Source organism: Peribacillus sp. FSL H8-0477, assembly GCF_038002765.1.
In the GTDB taxonomy this organism is placed as follows: Bacteria; Bacillota; Bacilli; order Bacillales; family DSM-1321; genus Peribacillus.
Genome location: NZ_JBBODE010000002.1, coordinates 1,460,982 through 1,482,815 on the forward strand (window position 1 = coordinate 1,460,982; position 21,834 = coordinate 1,482,815).

Below are 21,834 nucleotides of genomic sequence, written 5' to 3' on the forward strand. Positions count from 1 at the left end.
TGCTTGAAAAAAAATTCTGTGTTACTATTTAGAAGCTTTGCGGGGTGTTTTAGTGGTAAGTAAAGAGCAAGCCTTACAGTTATTTGTAGAATATCTGCAAATTGAAAAGAACTCTTCACACTATACAATCGAAAACTATCAACGGGATATTGAGGAATTCTTTATGTTCATGAATGAGCAAGGAATCTCATTTACTTCTGTTGAATATTTTGATGTCCGATTATTCTTGACGGGTCTATACAATAGAAACCTATCTAAGCGATCAGTAGCAAGAAAGACATCCTGCCTGCGCAGCTTTTATAAATTCCTGATGCGTGAAGAACTTGTGACTGGAAATCCTTTTGGTCTCGTTTCTTTGCCGAAAAAAGATCAGATGCTTCCTCGTTTCATGTATGAAGAGGAAATAAATTTGCTTTTTTCGGCCATCAGCCTGGATGATACCGCTGGTTCGAGAGATCTGGCACTTTTAGAATTGCTCTATGCAACCGGTATCCGCGTAAGTGAATGCTGTAATATTCAATTACAGGATCTCGATTTTTCATTGGGTACCGTTTTGGTCCATGGTAAAGGTAAGAAAGACCGCTATGTTCCGATGGGGGACTTCTGCGTAGATGCGCTTACGTCTTACATAAAAAATGCTCGAGCTGAACTAGTAGCCTCTAAAGGCAAGGAACATCGCTATGTATTTTTAAATCTTCGAGGCGAACCGCTTACACCTAGGGGAGTCCGTTATATTTTAAATGAATTAGTTAAAAGGGCTGCGGTCGAAGGCGATTTGCATCCACATATGTTAAGACATTCATTTGCAACACATTTACTGAATAATGGAGCTGATCTTAGAGCCGTTCAAGAGCTTTTGGGACATTCTAATATATCAAGTACGCAAATTTACACTCATGTTACCAAAGAACAACTGCGGAAGGTATATAATGCATCGCATCCAAGAGCTTAGGACTATGAGGAAGGAGAATCATTATGGGTGAATTTCATGCAACCACAATATTCGCTGTCCACCACAAAGGCGAATGTGCCATGTCTGGAGACGGACAGGTGACACTAGGCAATTCTGTCGTCATGAAGCATACAGCAAGAAAAGTCAGAAGAATCTTTAATGGTACCGTATTAGCAGGCTTCGCCGGATCAGTGGCAGATGCATTTACTTTGTTTGAAATGTTTGAAGCAAAGCTTGAAGAGTACAATGGTAATTTGCAGCGTGCTGCAGTAGAACTTGCCAAACAATGGAGAAGTGACAATATTCTGCGTAAACTTGAGGCGATGTTAATTGTCATGGATAAAACAGATATCCTGCTTGTTTCAGGTACAGGTGAAGTTATTGAGCCGGATGATGGAATTTTGGCGATCGGTTCTGGAGGGAATTATGCACTTTCAGCTGGAAGAGCGTTAAAACGATTCTCAGGAGACAGTTTAACTGCTAGAGAAATTGCAGAGAATTCTTTGCAAATAGCAGCGGAAATTTGTGTGTTTACGAATACTAATATTATTGTGGAAGAGCTGTAATCGAAGGGAGCTGCGTATATGGATAGTAAAGCTAATTTAACACCTAGACAGATTGTTGAAAAGCTTGATCAATATATAGTTGGGCAACGTGATGCTAAGAGGGCAGTAGCTATTGCACTCCGTAACAGATACCGCCGTAGTCTTTTACAGGACCAGCTGCGCGATGAAGTCGTTCCGAAAAATATTTTAATGATAGGTCCGACAGGCGTGGGAAAGACAGAAATAGCACGCAGGCTTGCTAAATTAGTTGCTGCGCCGTTTATTAAGGTAGAAGCAACGAAATTTACTGAAGTAGGATATGTGGGCAGAGATGTAGAATCAATGGTTCGAGATCTTGTAGAAACAGCTGTCCGCCTCGTCAAAGAAGAGAAGAAAATTAGTGTGCAGGAACTTGCTGAAGAAAATGCAAACCGCCGCTTGGTTGAACTGTTAGTACCTTCTGGTAAAAAACAAAATAACTTTAAAAATCCATTAGAAATGTTTTTTGGAGGAACGAATCAAGAAGCAGAGCAGGAATCTGCTAAATCTGAGGATGTAAGCCTACAAGAAAAACGATGGATTGTTAGAGAAAAGCTTGCCAAAGGCGAACTTGAAAATGAGTTGATTACCGTAGAGGTAGAAGAACAGCAAGCATCGATGTTTGATATGCTGCAAGGCTCTGGAATGGAACAAATGGGCATGAATATGCAGGATGCTCTAGGTAATCTTATGCCTAAAAAGAAAAAGAAACGCAAGCTTAAAGTTAGTGAAGCAAGAATTGTCCTTACTAATGAAGAAGCGGGCAAATTGATTGATATGGATGAAGTGACTCAAGAGGCCGTATTCCGTGCAGAACAATCTGGAATTATTTTTATTGATGAAATCGATAAAATTGCTAGTAAAAAAGGCGGATCTTCTGCAGATGTTTCTCGAGAAGGTGTGCAAAGAGATATCCTGCCTATCGTAGAAGGATCAACAGTTGTAACGAAATATGGTTCTGTGAAAACAGATCATGTTCTCTTCATGGCTGCAGGTGCCTTCCATATGGCTAAGCCGTCTGATTTGATTCCAGAATTACAAGGAAGATTCCCGATTAGGGTAGAACTTCAAAAATTATCAGTGGAAGACTTTGTACGCATTCTACATGAACCGGATAACGCACTTCTCAAACAATATGTGGCCTTATTGGCTGTTGAAGGTATAGAAATTGAATTTTCTGACGAAGCTATTCGTAAGATTGCAGAAGTGGCATTCGAGGTCAATCAGAATACCGATAATATCGGTGCCCGTCGCCTGCATACAATCATGGAAAAGCTGCTGGAAGACTTATCTTTCGAAGCCCCAGAAATTACAATGGACAAAATTACGATTACCCCTCAGTATGTAGAAGACAAATTAGGTTCGATATCAAGAAACAAAGATCTCAGCCAGTTTATTCTTTAAAGAAATTACGATTGAAAAGGGTTAGGAAGGGTAGAGAAATACTAGTACCCTTTCTGCTCTGTAGAAAAAAGTAACGGCATACTTAGGATACACAGATTTTATAGGAGGAAATTTTTAATGAATTTATTATCAAAAACAAGAAAAATTAATGCAATGCTTCAAAATACAGCTGGAAAACCGGTTAACTTTAAAGAAATGGCTGAGAGCTTAAGTGAAGTGATTGAATCAAACGTATTTGTGGTCAGCAGACGAGGAAAGCTTCTTGGGTTTGCGATCAACCAGAAAATCGAAAATGAGCGTATGGTGCAAATGCTTGAAGACCGTCAATTCCCTGAGGAATATACAAAGAGCTTGTTTAACATTCCTGAAACTTCATCAAACCTTGATATTGAAAGCGCGTATACAGCATTTCCTGTTGAGAACAAGCAAATTTTTGCTGCAGGCTTAACAACTATTGTTCCAATCGTTGGCGGAGGAGATCGTTTAGGTACATTGATTCTTGCTCGTCTTGAAGAAAAATTCCATGATGATGATCTAATCCTTGCAGAATACGGTGCAACTGTTGTAGGTATGGAAATCCTTCACGAAAAAGCTGAAGCGATTGAAGAAGAAGCAAGAAGTAAAGCGGTTGTTCAAATGGCTATTAGTTCGCTGTCATATAGTGAATTAGAAGCAATTGAACATATCTTTGAAGAATTGAACGGCAGAGAAGGTCTACTAGTTGCTTCTAAGATTGCCGATCGCGTTGGAATTACTCGTTCAGTAATTGTTAATGCTTTGCGTAAATTAGAAAGCGCAGGTGTCATTGAGTCTCGTTCGCTGGGAATGAAGGGAACATATATCAAAGTATTAAATGATAAATTCCTTCATGAATTAGAAAAATTAAAAAATAGCTAATTAATATAAGAGCAGCCTGCGGGCTTGCTCTTTTTTTTAGGTAGATATCATAAAATAAATAAAAATCGGATGTCCTTAACTGTTTAATAGTCAGACTATATTAAATATTTAGTTATGTTTGTTATTTAAATATATTTAGTAGGGCATAGTGTTCAAAAAGCAAGTATAGAGCTTTGTTATATAGAAATAGAATAGGGATAATATCACTTGAAGGCATTTAGTTAATGTTTGAATATGGGTCTTTTGGCATATGTATATTGTAAATATTATTGCATTTTCAATGGGTCACTATTTATTTATGTCGAATGTTTAATTAGTTTTAATAAAAACAGGACTATCTACTTACGAAGTTTTACCGTTCCTTCATAGACAGAATCACTATATTTCTTTACAATAGTTACTATAATATGATTAATTTCCATTAGAAAGTTATATTTCCATTTGAAGGATTATTTAACTTTCTGAAGAAGCGAGGTTTGAGAACTTGAACTTATTTTCCAATACTATTCAATCTTTAGATAATGCACTTAGCTATGCAAGCTTAAAGCAAAAGACTATCTCTAATAATATTGCAAATGCGGACACGCCGAATTATAAGGCTAAAGAGGTTGTTAATACAAAATCGTTTGATACATTTTTGAATTCCTCGATAAGTGCATATCGAACAAACCAGCGTCATTATGATTTTTCTATGCAATCAAGCGGTCAGGCTGAAATGGTTACTCAAAAAAATGTCCAATATAATAATAATGGAAATAGCGTGGATGTTGACAAGGAAATGAGTAGTCTTGCGGCAAATCAGATTTATTACAATGCGGTATCTGATAGAATTGGTTCGAAATTCCAATCCCTTCAAAATGTTATACGAGGTGGCAAGTAATGGGGATATTCCAAAGTATTAATACATCAGCTTCGGCTTTAACTGCTCAACGGCTTAGAATGGATACTATCTCTTCAAACATGGCCAATGCTGAAACGACAAGAGGCAGTTATGTAGATGGTAAATGGGAACCTTATAAACGTAAATCGGTCGTTTTTCAAGAAAAAAATGATCAATTTTCAAGCTTTTTAAATCTAGCAATGAATAAAAGCAGTAATGTTGGAGAAGGGTTACAAGTGACGAGGATTATTGAAGACGACACACCTTCTCAACTTGTTTATGAACCCAATCATCCTGATGCAAATGATGATGGATATGTAGAAAAGCCAAACGTGGATCCTTTAAGAGAAACAGTGGATTTAATGAGTGCTACCCGCTCTTATGAGGCAAATGTTACTGTACTAAATGCGTCAAAGGGAATGTTATTAAAAGCACTTGAAATCGGGAAATAATATGAGGAGGTTATGTAATGGATGTTGCCTTGAATAATGTTTCAAATATAAAAGCAAGCAGTATACAGACTGCACCTACTACACCATACGAGGCACAAAAGAGTTTTGCGTCGGTACTAAAAGAATCAATAGAAAAAGTTAATGAATCACAGGTTGCGTCAGACAATCTAACTACTAAACTGGCAAATGGAGAAGATGTTGAATTACATGATGTTATGGTTGCCTCTCAAAAGGCCAGTATCACTTTGTCTGCGACACTTGAAGTTCGTAATAAGGTTGTAGAAGCTTATCAGGAAGTTATGAGAATGAACATCTAACATTCATTTTTAACTCCGCAAATATTGAAAATGGCCAGGCGGACATATATAGGTTCGCCTTTCATAAATCACACAGATTAACCGGGGGATTAAAATGAATGATGTGTTGACCAATATGAAAAATAAGATAACTGCTTTTTGGGCAGGTAAAAGTAAAAAACAAAAACTTTGGATGGCAGCAACTATCTTCGTAATCCTAATAGGTATTGGATTAGCATTTACGCTGAGTACACGGACAAACTTAGTTCCGTTGTATAGTGAACTCTCACCCTCAGAGACTGGTGCGATTAAAGAAAATCTGGATGGAAGAAGCATTAAATCAGAAGTAGCTGATAATGGAACGACGATTATGGTGCCGGAAGAAAGTGTTGATACATTAAAAGTAGAATTAGCTGCTGAAGGAATACCAGATTCAGGTAATATAGATTATTCCTTTTTTGGGCAAAACGCGGGATTAGGTATGACCGAAAATGAATTTAATGTATTAAAACTAGATGCAACACAAACTGAATTAGCTAACTTAATTAAGAAAATTGATGGTGTTCAGGACGCAAGCGTTATGATAACAATTCCTGATAATGGAGTCTTCGTCAGTGAAACAACTGAAAAAGCGTCTGCATCGATTGTACTAAAAACAAAGTCGGGTTATCAATTTGAAGAAACTCAAGTAAAGTCCTTATACCATTTAGTGTCAAAAAGTGTTCCTAATCTCCCTACGGAAAATATCGTAATTATGAACCAGAATTTTGAGTATTTTGATCTAAATAATGAAGAAAATGTTCAATCGGGTTCTACTTTTACTACCCAACATGGTATTAAAAAGGAAATTGAACGTGATATACAGAGACAAGTTCAAAGCATGCTGGGTACAATTATGGGACGGGATAAGGTTGTTGTATCAGTAACTGCTGATGTTGACTTTACTCAGGAAAATCGAGAAGAAAATCTTGTAACACCTGTTGATGAGGAAAATATGGAAGGACTCACTATTTCTGCGCAGCGTCTGACTGAGACATATACAGGTGAAGGAGCATCAGCGCAGGGAGGCGTCCCACAATCAGAAGATTCTACGGATTCCTTAGGAACTAGTTATGTTGCAGGCTCTGACGGTAATGGCGATTATGAAAAAGTAGAAGAGACCATAAACAGTGAAGTAAACAGAATTAAAAAGGAAATCATTGAAAGTCCTTACAAAGTGAAGGATTTAGGGATTCAAGTAATGGTGGAACCTCCGAATGCAGAAGACCTTAATTCCCTTTCAGAACAAAGTAAAGATGATATTGTCAAAGTTCTCGGAACAATAATTAGAACGACAATTGACAAGGATTCTGCAGAAGAAATGTTAAATGATGAACAGATAAATAATAAGATTGCTCTCTCAGTTCAACCGTTTAACGGTAAGGTAGAATTTGAAAGTGAACAGAAAAAGGTCGTTCCAATATGGATTTATATTGTCGGTGGTATATTACTGCTTGTGATTATTGTTCTATTAATCTTGTTCCTTCGTTCGAGAAGAAAAGTGGAATATGAAGAAGAAGAAGAAGAAGAATATATGGAGAGTCCTATACAAGTTCCTAATCTCGATAATGATACAGAAACGGAATCAACCTTAAAAAGAAAACAGCTGGAAAAATTAGCAAAAGAGAAACCAGATGAATTTGCAAAACTATTGCGAAGCTGGATAGCTGAAGACTAGGAGGAATGAAGGTGTCAGAAAGAAAGAAAAAAGGCGGGCTTAGCGGAAAGCAAAAAGCCGCCATCCTTCTTATTTCCTTAGGACCTGATGTGTCTGCTTCTGTATATAAGCATCTTTCAGAAGAAGAAATTGAAAGGCTTACCTTGGAGATATCTGGAGTAAGAAAAGTCGATTCACATGATAAAGAAAGTATACTTGAAGAATTCCATACCATTGCGTTAGCACAGGATTATATTACACAAGGTGGTATTGGATATGCTAAGCAAGTTCTTGAAAAAGCTCTAGGAAACGATCAGGCAGCCGCTATAATTAACCGTCTGACATCATCACTACAAGTTCGGCCGTTTGATTTTGCCAGAAAAGCAGATCCAGCTCAAATCTTAAATTTTATTCAAAATGAACATCCCCAAACAATTGCCTTGGTCTTATCGTATCTTGATCCGCCGCAGGCTGGGCAGATTTTATCAGAACTCCCTCAGGAGGTTCAAGCTGACATTGCTAGAAGGATTGCTACCATGGACAGCACTTCTCCTGAAATTATTAATGAGGTAGAGCAAATCCTTGAGAGAAAATTATCTGCAACAGTCACTCAGGATTACACTCAAACAGGTGGGATTGAAGCTGTTGTCGATGTATTAAATGGGGTCGATCGTTCGACTGAACGAACAATTCTTGATGCTCTTGAAATACAGGATCCAGAACTGGCTGAAGAAATAAAGAAACGGATGTTTGTTTTCGAAGACATTGTTACGCTTGATGGACGTGCTATTCAGCGGGTAATCCGTGATTCAGAAAATGAGGATCTTAAGCTTTCACTTAAAGTCGCAAGCGATGAAGTGAAGGAAGTCGTCTTTAGCAATATGTCAAAACGAATGGTTGATACCTTTCAGGAAGAAATGGAATATATGGGTCCCGTCCGTCTACGCGATGTCGAAGAAGCACAGTCACGGATTGTGGCAGTCATAAGAAGACTCGAAGAATCTGGGGAAATTGTCGTTGCTCGCGGCGGAGGAGATGATATTATTGTCTAGGATTATTAAGTCACGTTTTACAAAGACAGAGGAAAATGCCAATAAAACGATTAAAATCCGAGACTATCAATATCAATCTCCAGTTATAGAAGAACACTCGAATAGCTTATTAATGAACGATTTCATATTAGAAGATGCCAGGAAAGAAGCAAAGCGAATACTAGAGGAAGCCAATCAAAAGGCTCAGATAATATACCAAAATATCGAACAAGCTAAATCCGATTGGGAACAAACCGAAAAACAACAATATATTCAAGCTGGTTATGATGAGGGATACCAAGACGGTTCGAAAACAGGCCAAAGCCAAGGGTTAGCTGAATATACAAAGTCCATAGAAATAGCAAAGGGCGTTGTAGAGGCAGCCAAAATGGATTATCAAGACAAAATAATCAAAGCCGAACAGACAATTCTTGATCTTGGTGTCGAAGTAGCAGGTAAAATCATTGGCGTTCAATTAGATAAATCTGAAGAATCGTTTATATCGATTGTTAAAAGAGCAGTCAAAGAAGCGCGTGCCTATACCGAGGTAGAGCTTCATATTCATCCTTCTCATTACCAATCGGTTCTAGCCCAGAAAGAAGAATTACAGGCTATTTTTCCAAAGGAAATCAATATTTATATCTATCCTGATGCGGATCTCAATGAAAGAAGTTGTGTTATAGAATCCGCAAATGGCAGGATAGATGCTTCAGTGGATAGCCAGCTCGCAGAAGTTAAGCGAAGGTTGACAGACTTGCTTGAAGAGGGGAGTAAAGCATGAAAGCAATTGATTTGTTGCCCCTCGTTGATCAAGTGGAGACATTTAAACATTATGGCCGGGTAAAACGTGTTGTTGGATTGATGATTGAATCGCAAGGGCCAGAAAGCTCTATTGGTGATGTCTGCTATATTCATGCAGGTACAAAAAGCAAGCGAAAAACAATTCTAGCTGAAGTGGTTGGTTTTAAAGAAGAAATGGTTATCCTAATGCCCTATACAGCACTTGCAGAGATTTCTCCAGGATCAATTGTTGAAGGGACATCACGACCTCTAGAAGTGAAAATTGGATCAGAATTAATTGGCAAAGCAATAGATCCTCTCGGAAGACCGATTGATGGTTCGCCGATTCCTAAAGGGCTGACGACTATTCCTGTTGATCAAGATCCTCCGAATCCGATGGAAAGACCACCTATTAATGAAGCCATTAATGTAGGGGTTAGAATGATAGATAGTATGCTCACAGTTGGTAAAGGGCAGCGAGTAGGTATTTTTGCAGGGAGCGGGGTCGGTAAGAGTACATTACTTGGAATGGTTGCAAGAAATACAACAGCCGATATAAATGTAATTGGATTGGTTGGAGAACGTGGCCGTGAAGTCCGAGAGTTTATTGAAAAGGATTTAGGTCCGGAGGGGTTAGCACGTTCGATTGTTGTCGTTGCTACGTCCGACCAACCAGCACTCATGAGGATTAAGGGAGCGTTGACTGCAACTGCAATTGCGGAGTATTTCCGGGATAAGGGCATGAATGTCATGTTGATGATGGATTCAGTAACACGAGTGGCAATGGCACAGCGGGAAATTGGTTTGGCGGTCGGCGAGCCTCCAACAACGAAAGGGTATACTCCTTCCGTATTTGCTATTCTTCCGCGTTTACTCGAACGGACAGGAACAAATAAATTTGGCACAATCACTGCTTTTTATACCGTGTTGGTCGACGGCGATGATATGAATGAACCAATTGCCGATGCTGTAAGGGGAATTTTAGACGGGCATTTTGTAATGGACAGGCAGATTGCAAACAAAGGACAATACCCAGCGATTAACGTCCTTAAAAGCATCAGCCGGGTTATGAATAATATTGTAGATGTAAAGCATAAACAATCAGCCGAACAAATGAGAGCCTCGCTTTCCACCTATATGGAATCAGAGGATTTAATTAATATTGGCGCCTATAAAAGAGGGTCATCGAAAGAAATAGATGATTCTATTAAAAGGCAGCCTCAGATTATATCATTTTTGAAGCAGGGTACCCATGAAAAAGTGTCTAAGGAGGAAAGTGTCTTTAACCTTATACAACTTATGGAAAAGGGTGAATAGGCTATGAATTATCATTATAAATTTGAAAAAATTTTAACAATAAAAGAAAAAGAAAAGAATGATGCATCGTCCAAATATAATGAATCAGTTAAGAAGTTTGAAGAAGTAGCCGAAAAGCTTTATAAGCTCTTAAAAAAGAAAGAAGATATGCAAAATTTCCAACAAGTTAAATTGAAAGAAGGAATGGCAGTTCAGGAGATTCGCCATCACCAGCAGTTTATGGACAATATTGAGAAACTACTTGCACGTATTCAACAGGAAGTTGTGGAAGCTAGGTACCGAATGAATGCTTATCAAGAAAAATTGATTGAAAAAAATATTGAAGTGAAAAAATATGAAAAAATCAAAGAAAAAGATTTTGACAAATTTCTCGATCAAATAAAAGAAATAGAAAACAAGAATATGGATGAAATTTCAATCCGACAATTCATAAATAAGGCAATTAGGTGACAACGATGAATAAACAAGCGGAAACAACCGATAACAAAACTAGTAAATTTCAGTGGTTTCTAGTAACTTTATTTATCCCGTTTATTTTTACACTGATTGTAGCGGTGATTGTTTTAGCCATTACAGATATTAATATTCTTGATAAAGCAAAGGAAGGTACTAAAAAGGTTCCGTTTATATCCGGTTTTTTTGAAGCAAAACCAAATAAAACTACCAAGCAGAATGAGGTATCTCATGAGGGAGAAATCGTTGAATTAGAAGCGAAAATGGCTGATCTGCAGACGGAATTAGAAGCAATGGAGGGCATTCTAGATGCAAAGGATGAAACTATCCAGCGCAACAATCTAGAAAAAGAGCAGCTCGAAGCTGAGATTAATGAACTCAGACTGGCACAAAGTAAAAATAAGACCCCCAATCAAGACATCATTAAAACCTATGAACATATATCCGCAAAAAAATCAGCACCTATTATTACTAATATGAATGATGAAGATGCGGTGAAAATCTTGGCAAGTCTAAAATCGGATACACTTGCTGATATTGTCGAACAAATGACACCGGAAGATGCTGCTAGATTAATGAAAAAATTATCAATATTGGTTGAACAAAATGAACGATAGAGTTTGAGAGGAGGTGAAACAATGAATGCAGGAGGAATATTGCAGTTACCTGCTACTAGTAATGCTGGCAGTCAATCTTCAGGTATAACAACTGAAAGTGATCCAAATATGACTATGTTCGGGAGTGTATTTACTGGAGCTTTGAAGTCAGATGAACAACCGATAGTCATTGAAGAACTAGTTTCAGAACAACAAGATCTTGTTAATAACCTAATAGCTTTCTTAAATACTGACACGCTTACCGAACTCGAAGAAATACCTGCTCAACCGTTCGTCAATACTGAACAAGTTGAACTCGGTACAGATGAAATCATTCAAGTAATGGTGAAAGATCTGCCATCTTTAATTAACTTAATAGCGGGTTATGTTGAAGAGGGGTCTCTACAAGAAATAGAACTTGATGTAGATGAATGTTTAGTAAATCCTGAACAAGTACTTACGATTAATCTCTTAGATTTGTATACCCTTATTAAAGAAATTGATACAACAGATGATGCAGAATGGAAAGATTCAAAAGCAGCTGGAATGGCAGAGGCTGTAAAGCTGGCCAAAATCTTGATGCTTGGTACAGAGACACAAGGTATAAAGCCACAGGATATCCCTTTGACTAAAGAACTAAAACAACTGCTTGAGAATATTTCGGCAAAGCTTGAAAAGATATCGGGTACTACTAATATAGAAGAAAAGAAAAGTAACCTATTGACAGAAAAAAACAGCCGAATTTCACTGGATACACTAAGAGGCACATACACACGGATTGTGGGTGTGGAAGGGAATTCTTCTGAGAAAAGTAAGTCAGTTACCATGAAATCTAGTGAAGGTAACCAGGGGACACTGCCTTTTCAAATGTCAAAGCTTGAGCAGTATGTGTTAACAACTGAAAAAAGCGGTCAGCCAGTTGATCAGGAGCAATTTATTAAACAATTTGAGAAAATTTTAAATAAAGCTAATTTTACTAGTTCTACTGGCATGCAAAAGCTGATGATTAAATTGAACCCTGAACATCTTGGTGCACTTCGAATTGAAATCATTCAAAAAGATTCAGGTTTGACAGCAAGAATTATGGCAACCACAGCAAAGGGTAAAGAAATGCTTGATACACAGCTGCAGGGTTTAAAACTGTCGTTTGCGGGTCAAGGAATTCAAGTTGATAAAATTGAAATCTCACAAACTACGTCTTTTCAAGAACGATTTACTCCTAGAGATTCGGATGCTTCGCAACAACAGAGAAACCAGCCTAGGGAGCAGAAAAGTGAAGAAAATGATGAACCGTTGAATGAATTTAATGATAACTTTGAAGAAGCTTTAATGAACTTTGAAGTATAAGAAAGGAGAAGTTTATGACATCAATCGATACATCGAATTTGCTTTCTACCTATCAAGCAAAACAACGAGAGGTAAAAGGGGATTCCCTTGGAAAAGATGACTTTCTACAATTACTAATGACTCAGCTTCAAAATCAGGATCCTTCAAGTCCTATGGATGATACGCAATTCATTGCTCAAATGGCGACCTTCTCATCTCTTGAACAAATGACTAATATCAATTCTACCTTAGAATCGTTCATGGAAATGCAGCAGCAAAGTAATTTAATGACGTATAACCAATTTGTGGGTAAAGATATTAAATGGCATAGTATCACTGAAAGTGAAGAAGGTGAGCCAATTATTAAAGAAGGAACTGGAGTGATCTCGTCCATTCAATTTAAAGATAATAGTGTCCAGTTTATCCTTGAAGATGGTACAAAGCTTGAACCAGGGAATATTTCAGAGGTTAAGCAGACAAATTCAGGGAACAACTTAATGTCTGCAAGTGAGCTAATTGGCAAATTAATTTCCTATTTAAATGAAGAGAATGAAGAATCATCCGCCATAGTCAAGGCTGTACAGATGAAAGACGGGAAAGCACAATTAATTCTTGATGATGGAACGGATACGAAAATAACGTCTAACCAAATTACGAAAATTGCCAAGGCGTAAATAGGAGGATTTATGGATAAAACTGTTTTCAGACCATTATCCAGCAATCCGATTCTGCTGCCTCCAAAAACATCGGTAAAGCAACAGGCTGAACAAGGATTTGCTAAGCATTTACAGGCCGCTGTCGATACTAAGAACAGTGCACTTTCAGTCAGTAAGCATGCGCAAAAACGACTGATACAAAGAAATATTGAAATAGATCAAGTCACTTGGTCAAAGATTGAAGATAAAGTCAGAGAAGCAAAGAAAATGGGCGTGACAGATTCACTGGTCATAACACAAAATGCCGCACTAGTCATTAGCGCTAAAAACAACACCGTTATTACGGCCATGGGACGGGATGAAGCGTCATCCCAGATTTTTACTAATATAAACGGAACGATCCTGTTGGATCAATAGGCTGGACCTGAAAAGGGGGCCAAGGCTGTGGAATGACTGAAGCAGCCATAAAAGAAAGGGGAGCACTTAAATGCTTCGTTCAATGTACTCTGGAATCAGCGGAATGAAAAACTTCCAAACAAAATTAGATGTAATCGGCAATAACATTGCCAATGTCAACACATACGGTTTCAAGAAAAGCCGGGTCACCTTCAGTGATACCATGAACCAAACTATTTCGGGTGCAAGTGCCTCACAGGAAAACCGTGGAGGTACAAATTCAAAACAAGTAGGGCTAGGTTCAACAATCTCTACTATTGATACGATTCATACAGGATCAAGTCTCCAGACTACAGGGCGTTCACTTGACCTTGGTATCAATGGCGATGGTTATTTTGTCGTCAAGCAAGGTGATGCACAGTACTACTCCCGTGCCGGTAACTTCTATTTAGATGACAATGGAACACTGGTTACAGGTGAAGGATTAAAAGTTCAATCGTATGAAAAGGGTGTACTAAAAGATATTACGGTTAACGTAAATTCAGTTTTACCAGCCACAGTTACAAAAGTACTTGAGTTTTCAGGGAATCTTCCTACGAAGGCAACAGGAAGTGATGGTATTAATCAGCAGCTTAAAGTTGTAGATAAAGACGGAAAAGAGCATGTTCTGGACGTAACTGTAACACCTACGGATGCATTAACTGGGGATTGGGCTATAAAAATTACTAATTCATCTGGACCAGCTACTGGTAATTCTGAAACTTTTAATATAAAGGTAGCTGATGATGGAACTGTAGATGTTGTTAATCCTACTACATCTAAGATACTTGATTTAAAGTCAATAGGTATAGGTACTGATTCACACAAAATTACTTTATCAATGAGTGGAATCACAAAAACAGGCGACTCTATAACACTTCTTGGCACCCCAGACGGAAATACATCTGGATCATTAGAAAGCTTCAATATCGGTCAGATGGGTGAAATAAATGGTGTGTTCTCCAATGGTCTTGTGAAAGAGTTAGGCAAACTGGCGATGGCGAAATTCAGTAACTCTTCAGGTTTGACCAAGGCAGGCAGCAATACATTCCAAGAATCAATTAACTCTGGAACTGCGAACATCAACGTAGCTGGTAACGGCCGTGGTACACTCGCCGCTGGTTCACTTGAAATGTCCAATGTCGATTTATCGGAAGAGTTTACCGACATGATTGTTGCTCAACGTGGATTCCAGGCGAACTCTCGCATTATTACGACGTCTGATGAGATTTTGCAAGAACTAGTTAACTTAAAACGATAAAGTAAGGGAGGGAGGAGCTCAGGGCTGACTGATCCTGAGCTCTATCAATCATAATTAAGGTGAAAAGATTAAACGGAAAGAGTTTTTCTATAAATGCATTGTATATTGAATCGATTGAATCTCTTCCCGATACTACGATTACCTTTACGAGCGGAAAGAAAATTGTTGTAAGTGAAGAAGAATCAGTAATAGTCCAGATGATCACTGATTTTTACCGCTCTGTAAATGTACTAGGACTACGTGATAATGCGGGGGAACATGATGAAAAATAAATTACTAATGATTTTGTTAATTATTCTAGTATCCATTACACTCGTTGGTGTAGTAGCAGTTGTAATTATTGATAAATATACAGGGGAAGAATCAGCTGAGAAAGCTCCTTCCATTGAAGAAATTGTCGAAGCTTCAGTTGAAATACCTGAAGTCACAACGAATCTTGCAAGTGGAGATTTCATTAGAATGGCTTTCACTATTCAAACAGACAGTAAAAAGGCTAAAGAGGAACTAGAACAAAGAAATTTCCAAGTGAATAATATTATTATTACGGAGCTTTCTGAAATGAAAGAAGAAGAACTTACAGGAAAAAAAGGGAAGGAACAATTTCAGACATCATTAAAAGAAAAGATTAGTCACTTGATGCAAGAAGGAAAAATCGAACAAGTGTATATAACCTCCTCAATACTGCAATAAAGACATAAATTGAGATAGGATTAGTTTTGGAGGTGACGTTGTTGTCAAGTGAAGTATTATCGCAAACAGAGATTGATGCCCTGCTCTCTGCCATTTCTACTGGAGAAATGGATGCAGAAGAACTAAAGAAAGAAGATGCCCTTAAAAAGATTAGAACGTATGATTTCAAAAGGGCTTTACGATTCTCAAAAGATCAAGTGAGAAATTTAACGAGACTGCATGAAAACTTCGCAAGATTATTAACAACTTATTTTTCTGCACAATTACGTACATATATTCAAATTTCAGTTGCTTCTGTCGATCAAATTCCATATGAAGAATTTATCCGCTCGATACCTAAAATGACCATTCTAAATGTCTATGAAGTACCGCCGTTGGATGGAAGAATTTTAATGGAAATTAATCCTCATATTGCTTATGCTATGATGGATCGTGTTCTGGGAGGCAGAGGAGTCAGTACAAGTAAAGTTGAAACCTTAACCGAAATTGAAACAAAAATTATGTCTAATTTATTTGAAAAAGGGTTTGAAAATCTTCAAGAGGCATGGGCTACATTAATAGATATTGAACCGGTATTAACTGAATTTGAAGTTAATCCGCAATTTATCCAAATGGTTTCTCCAAACGAAACGGTCATTGTCATCTCTCTGAACACGCAAATTGGCGATACGAGCGGGATGATAAATATCTGTATACCTCATGTTGTCTTGGAACCAATTATACCAAAACTATCAGACCATTACTGGCTTGCAGCTTCAAAAAAAGAAAGGCTGCCAGAAGAAGTATTGATTCTTGAAAATAGAATTAAACATGCTTCCCTGCCAGTGTCAGCTGAGCTCGGGGTAACGGAATTATCCATTCAAGACTTTTTACAACTAGCGGTTGGGGATGTAATTGAGCTGAATCAGCACATAGATCGTCCGTTGTCAATCAAGGTCGGTGAAGTTCCAAAATATCTTGGTCAGCCGGGTAAGGTAGGAAAAAAAATAGCCATCCAGATTATTGATACATTGAAAGGAGGAGGCGAAGATGATGAGTCATGAAATGCTTTCTCAGGATGAAATAGACGCCCTTTTACGAGGCACGGATGATGATATAGATGAAAGCAGTACAACACCCGCAGTTGATGATTATTTATCATCTATGGAACAAGATACTCTTGGTGAGATAGGAAATATTTCATTTGGAAGCTCTGCCACGGCTTTGTCAACGTTACTAAATCAAAAAGTAGAAATTACGACACCAACTGTAACTATTGTTGAAAGAAAAAAAATATCTGAAGAGTTTCCTCAACCGTATGTCGCCATTCAAGTCAATTATACCGAAGGTTTTTCGGGAATTAATTTGCTGGTAATTAAACAGAGTGACGCAGCAATTATTGCTGATTTAATGTTAGGCGGAACAGGAATATCTCCTCCAGATCTACTTGGAGAAATTCAACTTAGTGCTGTACAGGAAGCTATGAATCAAATGATGGGATCTGCAGCGACCTCGATGTCTACTATTTTTAATAAGAAAGTTGATATTTCACCACCAAGCCTTGATCTATTGGATTTCGAGCAAGGAAAGGGTGAATCATCAATTCCTCCAGATAACCTATTAGTGAAAATATCATTCCGTCTTAAGGTTGGTGAGTTGATAGATTCAAGCATTATGCAGCTGCTTCCCTATAAATTTGCACATAGTTTGGTTGACGAACTACTTTCTCCCCAACTTTCTAATGAACAAGAAGATGTTAATGAAAATAATAGATTATCAAAAACAGAACAAGCTGTTTCACCAACTCAACAAGTCAGTTCTGGACATGATGAGAGGGAGCACGGGAGTCAACAGCAAAATAATTACCAACAACAAAGCATAGCTCCATCGCATTCAGCTCAGCCACAACATTTTGGCTCATTAAATAATCTTGCAGGTGAGCAAGTCGATGTTCAACCAGCTAGCTTTTCTAGTTTTCAGCCTTATCAAATGGCACAGAATGAATCGAATAACCTTAACATGCTGTTAGATATTCCACTGCATGTAACGGTCGAACTAGGCAGGACGCAGCGTTCTGTCAAAGAAATTCTAGAGTTATCTCCTGGATCTATAATAGAGTTGGATAAACTAGCTGGAGAACCAGTAGATATATTAGTGAACAACCGACTTATTGCTACGGGTGAAGTAGTTGTAATAGATGAAAACTTCGGTGTGCGTGTTACCGATATTGTCAGCCAGACCGACCGATTAAAAAAACTAAGATAAATTACTGGGGGAACTACTGATGGGACACAAAATTTTAATTGTTGATGATGCAGCATTTATGAGAATGATGATTAAAGATATATTATCAAAAAATGGATTCGAAATTGTAGGAGAGGCAGCTGATGGGGCACAAGCTGTTGAGAAATACCGGGAAACGCAACCGGATTTAGTGACAATGGACATCACAATGCCCGAAATGGACGGAATTACTGCACTAAAGGAAATTAAAAAAATAAATCCAAATGCAAAGATTATTATGTGTTCCGCGATGGGGCAGCAAGCCATGGTTATCGATGCAATTCAAGCAGGTGCTAAGGATTTCATCGTGAAGCCTTTCCAAGCGGATCGTGTTCTTGAAGCTATTAATAAAACATTAAGCTAATCACTAAGAGGTGGCCCTATCTTGCTTTCTATAAAAAAAATACTTCTTATCCTGCTGGTTCTTTTTTGCGGCCAGCAGGGCATACAGGTTCAGGCAGAAAATATTGAGAAAAGTGTAAAAGACGGTTATTCAGAAATAGAAGATCCCCCGAAAAAAACGGATGCTATAGATGAAGAAAAGACGACCAAAGTAAGTGATGAATCAGGAAAAATTGGAATTACTTTTTTGGACATTGTCAGGACGATTGCCGCGTTGGTATTTGTTATCGTCCTTTTGTATTTATTGCTTCAGTTTGTTAATAAAAAGAGCAAAGCCTATCAAAAAGCAAATACCGTTGAAAATTTAGGCGGTACAAGTCTTGGTTCTAATCGATCTGTTCAGATCATTAAGGTTGGCCAGCGTATTCTTGTTGTTGGCGTCGGTGAAAATATCCAGCTGTTGAAGGAAATTGATGATAAAGGCGAATATGAACAGATTCTCAACGACCATAATCAAAAAATAGATCAATTGATTCGTCCTGCTGATATTCTCTCAAAGTGGAGAGATAAAATAAAAGGAGGAGGAAGTTCCTCCAAAGGTTTTTCTTCACAATTTAAAAAACAGGTACTTGAGCTGACGAAGGACCGCAAAAAAGCGCTGGATGTGCTCGATAAGAAAGGAAGAAACATGGATGAATGATGTTATGGAGCTGTTTGCTAACAGTGAAGCCGCCAATGTTTCTACTTCTATTAAGCTCATTTTAATGCTGACGGTTCTATCACTCGCCCCTAGTATTCTAATTTTAATGACATGCTTTACTAGAATCGTTATTGTACTTGGATTTGTCAGGACATCGCTTGCGACTCAGCAGATGCCTCCGAATCAGGTTATTGTTGGACTAGCGATGTTCATTACGTTTTTCGTAATGGCGCCTACATTTCAAGAAGTAAATCAACAAGCATTGACACCTCTGTTAGAAGAGAAAATTGAATTAGATGAAGCCTATGAGCTTGCTGCGGGACCATTTAAAGAATTTATGAGTGCACATACCCGGGAAAAGGATCTTGCATTATTTTTAAATTATGCCAAGATCGATAAACCCAAAACAATACAGGATATCCCGCTAACGGCACTTGTACCTGCTTATGCAATCAGTGAAATAAAAACGGCCTTCCAAATTGGATTTATGATTTTTATTCCCTTTTTAGTGATTGATATGGTCATTGCCAGCGTCCTTATGTCAATGGGGATGATGATGCTTCCGCCCGTCATGATTTCACTTCCGTTTAAAATTCTCTTATTTGTCCTTGTGGATGGCTGGTACTTAGTTGTGAAATCATTACTACAAAGTTTTTAGGATGTGAATAAGCATGACACCTGAGACAGTCATTGATGTGGCGAAACAAGGTATATATACAGTCCTTATTGTGAGTGGACCCTTACTGATTATTGCGCTTGGTGTAGGTCTCTTGGTAAGTATTTTCCAAGCGACTACTCAAATACAGGAACAGACGCTTGCTTTTGTTCCGAAAATTGTTGCTGTATTAGCTGGTCTGGTCATTTTCGGACCTTGGATGCTGAGCCATATGCTATCGTATGCCAATGAAATATTCAGTAATTTAAATAGATTTGTAGGGTAGCAGATGGAGGATTTACTACAGAATTTTCCGGCTTTTTTATTAGTGCTGGTCCGCGTTTCAGCTTTTTTTATTATGATGCCATTCTTTTCGTACCGGACCATTCCAGCCTCACATCGGTTAGGTCTTAGCTTATTCTTAGCCTGGATTATGTACTATTCAATCGATGTGCCGGTATTAGAGCTGGATTCAGTGTACTTTCTTCTTATTTTAAAAGAAGCACTGGTGGGTTTGTTCATTGGGTTTGCAGCTTTTATGATTATGACCGTCGTACAAATTGCTGGGGGCTTCATTGACTTTCAGATGGGTTTTTCAATTGCCAATGTTATTGATCCGCAATCAGGTACACAAAGTCCATTAACTGGTCAGTATTTATATACTATTGCTTTACTCTTATTACTTTCGTTGAATGGTCACCATTTATTACTCGATGGGATCTTTTATAGTTATCAATATGTTCCAATGGATCAATTGTTCGTACCATTTGGTAATGAAGCCTTAATGGAATACTTCGTTAAAGCTTTTAACCAAACATTCATCATTGCGCTGCAAATGTCTATTCCTGTAGTCGGCTGTCTTTTTTTAGTTGATGTTGGACTAGGAATTGTTGCTCGAACCGTTCCACAGCTTAATATTTTTGTTGTCGGAATTCCAGTCAAGATTATCGCGAGTTTTATGACGCTATTAGTCGTAATGGGAATGATGATGGTGGTTGTGGAACACCTATTTGATTATTTGCTCGTCACGCTTAGAGGGTTGATGCAGCTGATCGGAGGATCATAGATGGCACTTAACCTAGATTTGCAATTTTTCGCAGGGGAAAAGACAGAGAAAGCTACACCAAAGAAAAAACAGGACTCTCGGAAAAAAGGTCAAGTGGCCAAAAGCCAAGATATTAATACGGCAATCACCTTACTCGCCGTTTTTATGGTTCTGATGGTTACCGGTGCTTCTATGCTTGATGCATTCTTGCGGTTAATACGACATGCCTTTCGTTCTTATATGCTGATGCCTGTAACGGAGGAAAGTGTCTTGCTCCTATTAACAGAGGTGATTATAGAAATAGCGAAAATTCTGGCACCGATTTTAGGTGTTGCACTCCTTTCTGCTGTAGCGTCGAATTTTTTACAAATTGGTTTCCTATTTTCAACTGAATCGATCCAGTTTAAACTGGATAAAATTGATCCAATTAAAGGATTTAAACGAATTTTTTCTATGCGTGCTATTGTGGAATTATTAAAATCAGTCCTAAAAATTTCTTTCGTTGGTCTGGTTACATTTTGGGTCATCTGGGGACGGATGGATGAAATAATAACCCTGTCTCAGAAAACAGTCGCAGCTGCTATGGCGACAATCGGAGATATTACAGTAAGAGTCGGATTGTATGCATCTGTTGCGTTACTGTTTTTATCTTTACTTGACTATCTTTATCAAAAATATGACTTTGAAAAAAATATCCGGATGTCCAAACAAGATATCAAGGATGAATATAAAAATATTGAAGGCGATCCATTGATTAAGTCAAAAATCAAACAAAAACAACGAGAAATGGCCATGCAGAGAATGATGCAGGAAGTTCCGAATGCGGATGTTGTGATTACTAATCCTACGCATTTTGCAATAGCCCTGAAATACGATGAACAAAAATCTGATGCTCCATATGTTGTAGCAAAAGGGGTCGATTTTGTTGCACAGAAGATCAAATTGGTGGCCAAGGAACATGACATTATTATGATGGAAAATCGCCCCTTGGCTCGATCACTATATGATCAGGCAGAAATCGGCCAAGCAATACCTGAGGAATTTTTCAAGGCGATTGCGGAGATACTCGCGTTTGTGTACAAGACAAAAGGAAAAATATAAACGCGGCCACAGGTGAGGAGAGA

At 38.1% G+C, this 21,834-nt stretch carries 27 protein-coding genes; all 27 read left to right on the top strand.

Annotated features, from left to right (window positions below; all coding sequences use genetic code 11):
• The first annotated feature begins 52 nt into the window (after nt 1-52).
• The 27 genes from xerC to flhB all read left to right on the top strand — a co-directional run bounded on the left by xerC (nt 53) and on the right by flhB (nt 21,811).
• Nucleotides 53-952, top strand: coding sequence for a tyrosine recombinase XerC (gene xerC / locus MHI18_RS18835; protein WP_340849630.1), 900 nt, complete (start codon nt 53-55; stop codon nt 950-952).
• 23 nt (nt 953-975) lie between these two features.
• Complete coding sequence (hslV, locus tag MHI18_RS18840; protein ID WP_040373190.1) at nt 976-1,518, top strand: ATP-dependent protease subunit HslV; 543 nt, start codon at nt 976-978, stop codon at nt 1,516-1,518.
• Nucleotides 1,519-1,536: 18 nt separating this feature from the next.
• Nucleotides 1,537-2,940: an HslU--HslV peptidase ATPase subunit gene (hslU, locus tag MHI18_RS18845; RefSeq protein WP_340849634.1), complete on the top strand. Its 1,404-nt coding sequence runs from the start codon at nt 1,537-1,539 to the stop codon at nt 2,938-2,940.
• A 117-nt stretch (nt 2,941-3,057) separates the two neighbouring features.
• Nucleotides 3,058-3,837, top strand: a complete 780-nt coding sequence (gene codY, locus MHI18_RS18850; RefSeq protein WP_340849636.1) for a GTP-sensing pleiotropic transcriptional regulator CodY — start codon at nt 3,058-3,060, stop codon at nt 3,835-3,837.
• A 484-nt stretch (nt 3,838-4,321) separates the two neighbouring features.
• Nucleotides 4,322-4,717, top strand: a complete 396-nt coding sequence (flgB, locus tag MHI18_RS18855; RefSeq protein ID WP_340849637.1) for a flagellar basal body rod protein FlgB — start codon at nt 4,322-4,324, stop codon at nt 4,715-4,717.
• The gene (gene flgC / locus MHI18_RS18860; protein WP_340849639.1) at nt 4,717-5,169 is read left to right on the top strand and encodes a flagellar basal body rod protein FlgC; all 453 of its coding nucleotides are present in this window, start codon (nt 4,717-4,719) and stop codon (nt 5,167-5,169) included. The genes flgB and flgC overlap by 1 nt, the downstream gene beginning before the upstream one ends.
• Nucleotides 5,170-5,186: 17 nt before the next feature.
• Nucleotides 5,187-5,486: a flagellar hook-basal body complex protein FliE gene (fliE, locus tag MHI18_RS18865; RefSeq protein WP_340849641.1), complete on the top strand. Its 300-nt coding sequence runs from the start codon at nt 5,187-5,189 to the stop codon at nt 5,484-5,486.
• 94 nt (nt 5,487-5,580) lie between these two features.
• A complete protein-coding gene (fliF, locus tag MHI18_RS18870; protein ID WP_340849643.1) occupies nt 5,581-7,182 on the top strand; it encodes a flagellar basal-body MS-ring/collar protein FliF in 1,602 nt (533 codons plus the stop codon).
• A gap of 5 nt (nt 7,183-7,187) precedes the next feature.
• Nucleotides 7,188-8,213 carry a flagellar motor switch protein FliG gene (gene fliG / locus MHI18_RS18875; RefSeq protein ID WP_340849645.1) on the top strand — a complete coding sequence of 342 codons (1,026 nt, stop codon included), beginning with the start codon at nt 7,188-7,190 and terminating at the stop codon, nt 8,211-8,213.
• Nucleotides 8,206-8,973, top strand: coding sequence for a flagellar assembly protein FliH (gene fliH / locus MHI18_RS18880; RefSeq protein ID WP_340849647.1), 768 nt, complete (start codon nt 8,206-8,208; stop codon nt 8,971-8,973). Before fliG ends, fliH begins: the two co-directional genes overlap by 8 nt.
• Complete coding sequence (gene fliI, locus MHI18_RS18885; protein WP_340849649.1) at nt 8,970-10,289, top strand: flagellar protein export ATPase FliI; 1,320 nt, start codon at nt 8,970-8,972, stop codon at nt 10,287-10,289. The genes fliH and fliI overlap by 4 nt, the downstream gene beginning before the upstream one ends.
• A 3-nt stretch (nt 10,290-10,292) precedes the next feature.
• Nucleotides 10,293-10,739 carry a flagellar export protein FliJ gene (gene fliJ, locus MHI18_RS18890; RefSeq protein WP_340849651.1) on the top strand — a complete coding sequence of 149 codons (447 nt, stop codon included), beginning with the start codon at nt 10,293-10,295 and terminating at the stop codon, nt 10,737-10,739.
• 5 nt (nt 10,740-10,744) lie between these two features.
• Nucleotides 10,745-11,359, top strand: coding sequence for a MotE family protein (locus MHI18_RS18895; RefSeq protein ID WP_340849652.1), 615 nt, complete (start codon nt 10,745-10,747; stop codon nt 11,357-11,359).
• 21 nt (nt 11,360-11,380) lie between these two features.
• Nucleotides 11,381-12,685 (top strand): flagellar hook-length control protein FliK, encoded by a 1,305-nt coding sequence (locus MHI18_RS18900; protein WP_340849654.1) that lies wholly within the window; start codon nt 11,381-11,383, stop codon nt 12,683-12,685.
• A 14-nt stretch (nt 12,686-12,699) separates the two neighbouring features.
• Nucleotides 12,700-13,338 carry a flagellar hook assembly protein FlgD gene (gene flgD, locus MHI18_RS18905; protein WP_340849656.1) on the top strand — a complete coding sequence of 213 codons (639 nt, stop codon included), beginning with the start codon at nt 12,700-12,702 and terminating at the stop codon, nt 13,336-13,338.
• 12 nt (nt 13,339-13,350) lie between these two features.
• Nucleotides 13,351-13,737 carry a TIGR02530 family flagellar biosynthesis protein gene (locus MHI18_RS18910; protein WP_340849659.1) on the top strand — a complete coding sequence of 129 codons (387 nt, stop codon included), beginning with the start codon at nt 13,351-13,353 and terminating at the stop codon, nt 13,735-13,737.
• Nucleotides 13,738-13,807: 70 nt separating this feature from the next.
• Nucleotides 13,808-15,016 carry a flagellar hook protein FlgE gene (locus MHI18_RS18915; protein WP_340849661.1) on the top strand — a complete coding sequence of 403 codons (1,209 nt, stop codon included), beginning with the start codon at nt 13,808-13,810 and terminating at the stop codon, nt 15,014-15,016.
• A gap of 59 nt (nt 15,017-15,075) precedes the next feature.
• The gene (locus MHI18_RS18920) at nt 15,076-15,288 is read left to right on the top strand and encodes a flagellar FlbD family protein (RefSeq protein WP_445670019.1); all 213 of its coding nucleotides are present in this window, start codon (nt 15,076-15,078) and stop codon (nt 15,286-15,288) included.
• Nucleotides 15,275-15,706: a flagellar basal body-associated protein FliL gene (fliL, locus tag MHI18_RS18925; RefSeq protein ID WP_340849663.1), complete on the top strand. Its 432-nt coding sequence runs from the start codon at nt 15,275-15,277 to the stop codon at nt 15,704-15,706. The genes MHI18_RS18920 and fliL overlap by 14 nt, the downstream gene beginning before the upstream one ends.
• 41 nt (nt 15,707-15,747) lie before the next feature.
• Entirely contained in the window at nt 15,748-16,749 is a 1,002-nt protein-coding gene (fliM, locus tag MHI18_RS18930; RefSeq protein WP_340849664.1) for a flagellar motor switch protein FliM, read from the top strand.
• Nucleotides 16,736-17,950: a flagellar motor switch phosphatase FliY gene (gene fliY, locus MHI18_RS18935; protein WP_340849666.1), complete on the top strand. Its 1,215-nt coding sequence runs from the start codon at nt 16,736-16,738 to the stop codon at nt 17,948-17,950. The genes fliM and fliY overlap by 14 nt, the downstream gene beginning before the upstream one ends.
• 19 nt (nt 17,951-17,969) lie before the next feature.
• The gene (locus tag MHI18_RS18940) at nt 17,970-18,332 is read left to right on the top strand and encodes a response regulator (protein WP_340849668.1); all 363 of its coding nucleotides are present in this window, start codon (nt 17,970-17,972) and stop codon (nt 18,330-18,332) included.
• A gap of 21 nt (nt 18,333-18,353) precedes the next feature.
• Nucleotides 18,354-19,010, top strand: a complete 657-nt coding sequence (locus MHI18_RS18945) for a flagellar biosynthetic protein FliO (protein WP_340849670.1) — start codon at nt 18,354-18,356, stop codon at nt 19,008-19,010.
• On the top strand, nt 19,003-19,668 hold the full coding sequence (fliP, locus tag MHI18_RS18950) for a flagellar type III secretion system pore protein FliP (RefSeq protein WP_040374538.1): 666 nt from the start codon (nt 19,003-19,005) through the stop codon (nt 19,666-19,668). The genes MHI18_RS18945 and fliP overlap by 8 nt, the downstream gene beginning before the upstream one ends.
• Before the next feature lie 13 nt (nt 19,669-19,681).
• Complete coding sequence (gene fliQ, locus MHI18_RS18955) at nt 19,682-19,951, top strand: flagellar biosynthesis protein FliQ (RefSeq protein WP_040374537.1); 270 nt, start codon at nt 19,682-19,684, stop codon at nt 19,949-19,951.
• Nucleotides 19,952-19,954: 3 nt separating this feature from the next.
• Complete coding sequence (gene fliR / locus MHI18_RS18960) at nt 19,955-20,731, top strand: flagellar biosynthetic protein FliR (protein WP_340849674.1); 777 nt, start codon at nt 19,955-19,957, stop codon at nt 20,729-20,731.
• Nucleotides 20,732-21,811, top strand: a complete 1,080-nt coding sequence (gene flhB / locus MHI18_RS18965; RefSeq protein WP_340849675.1) for a flagellar biosynthesis protein FlhB — start codon at nt 20,732-20,734, stop codon at nt 21,809-21,811. It abuts the gene before it with no gap.
• Nucleotides 21,812-21,834 lie beyond the last annotated feature (23 nt).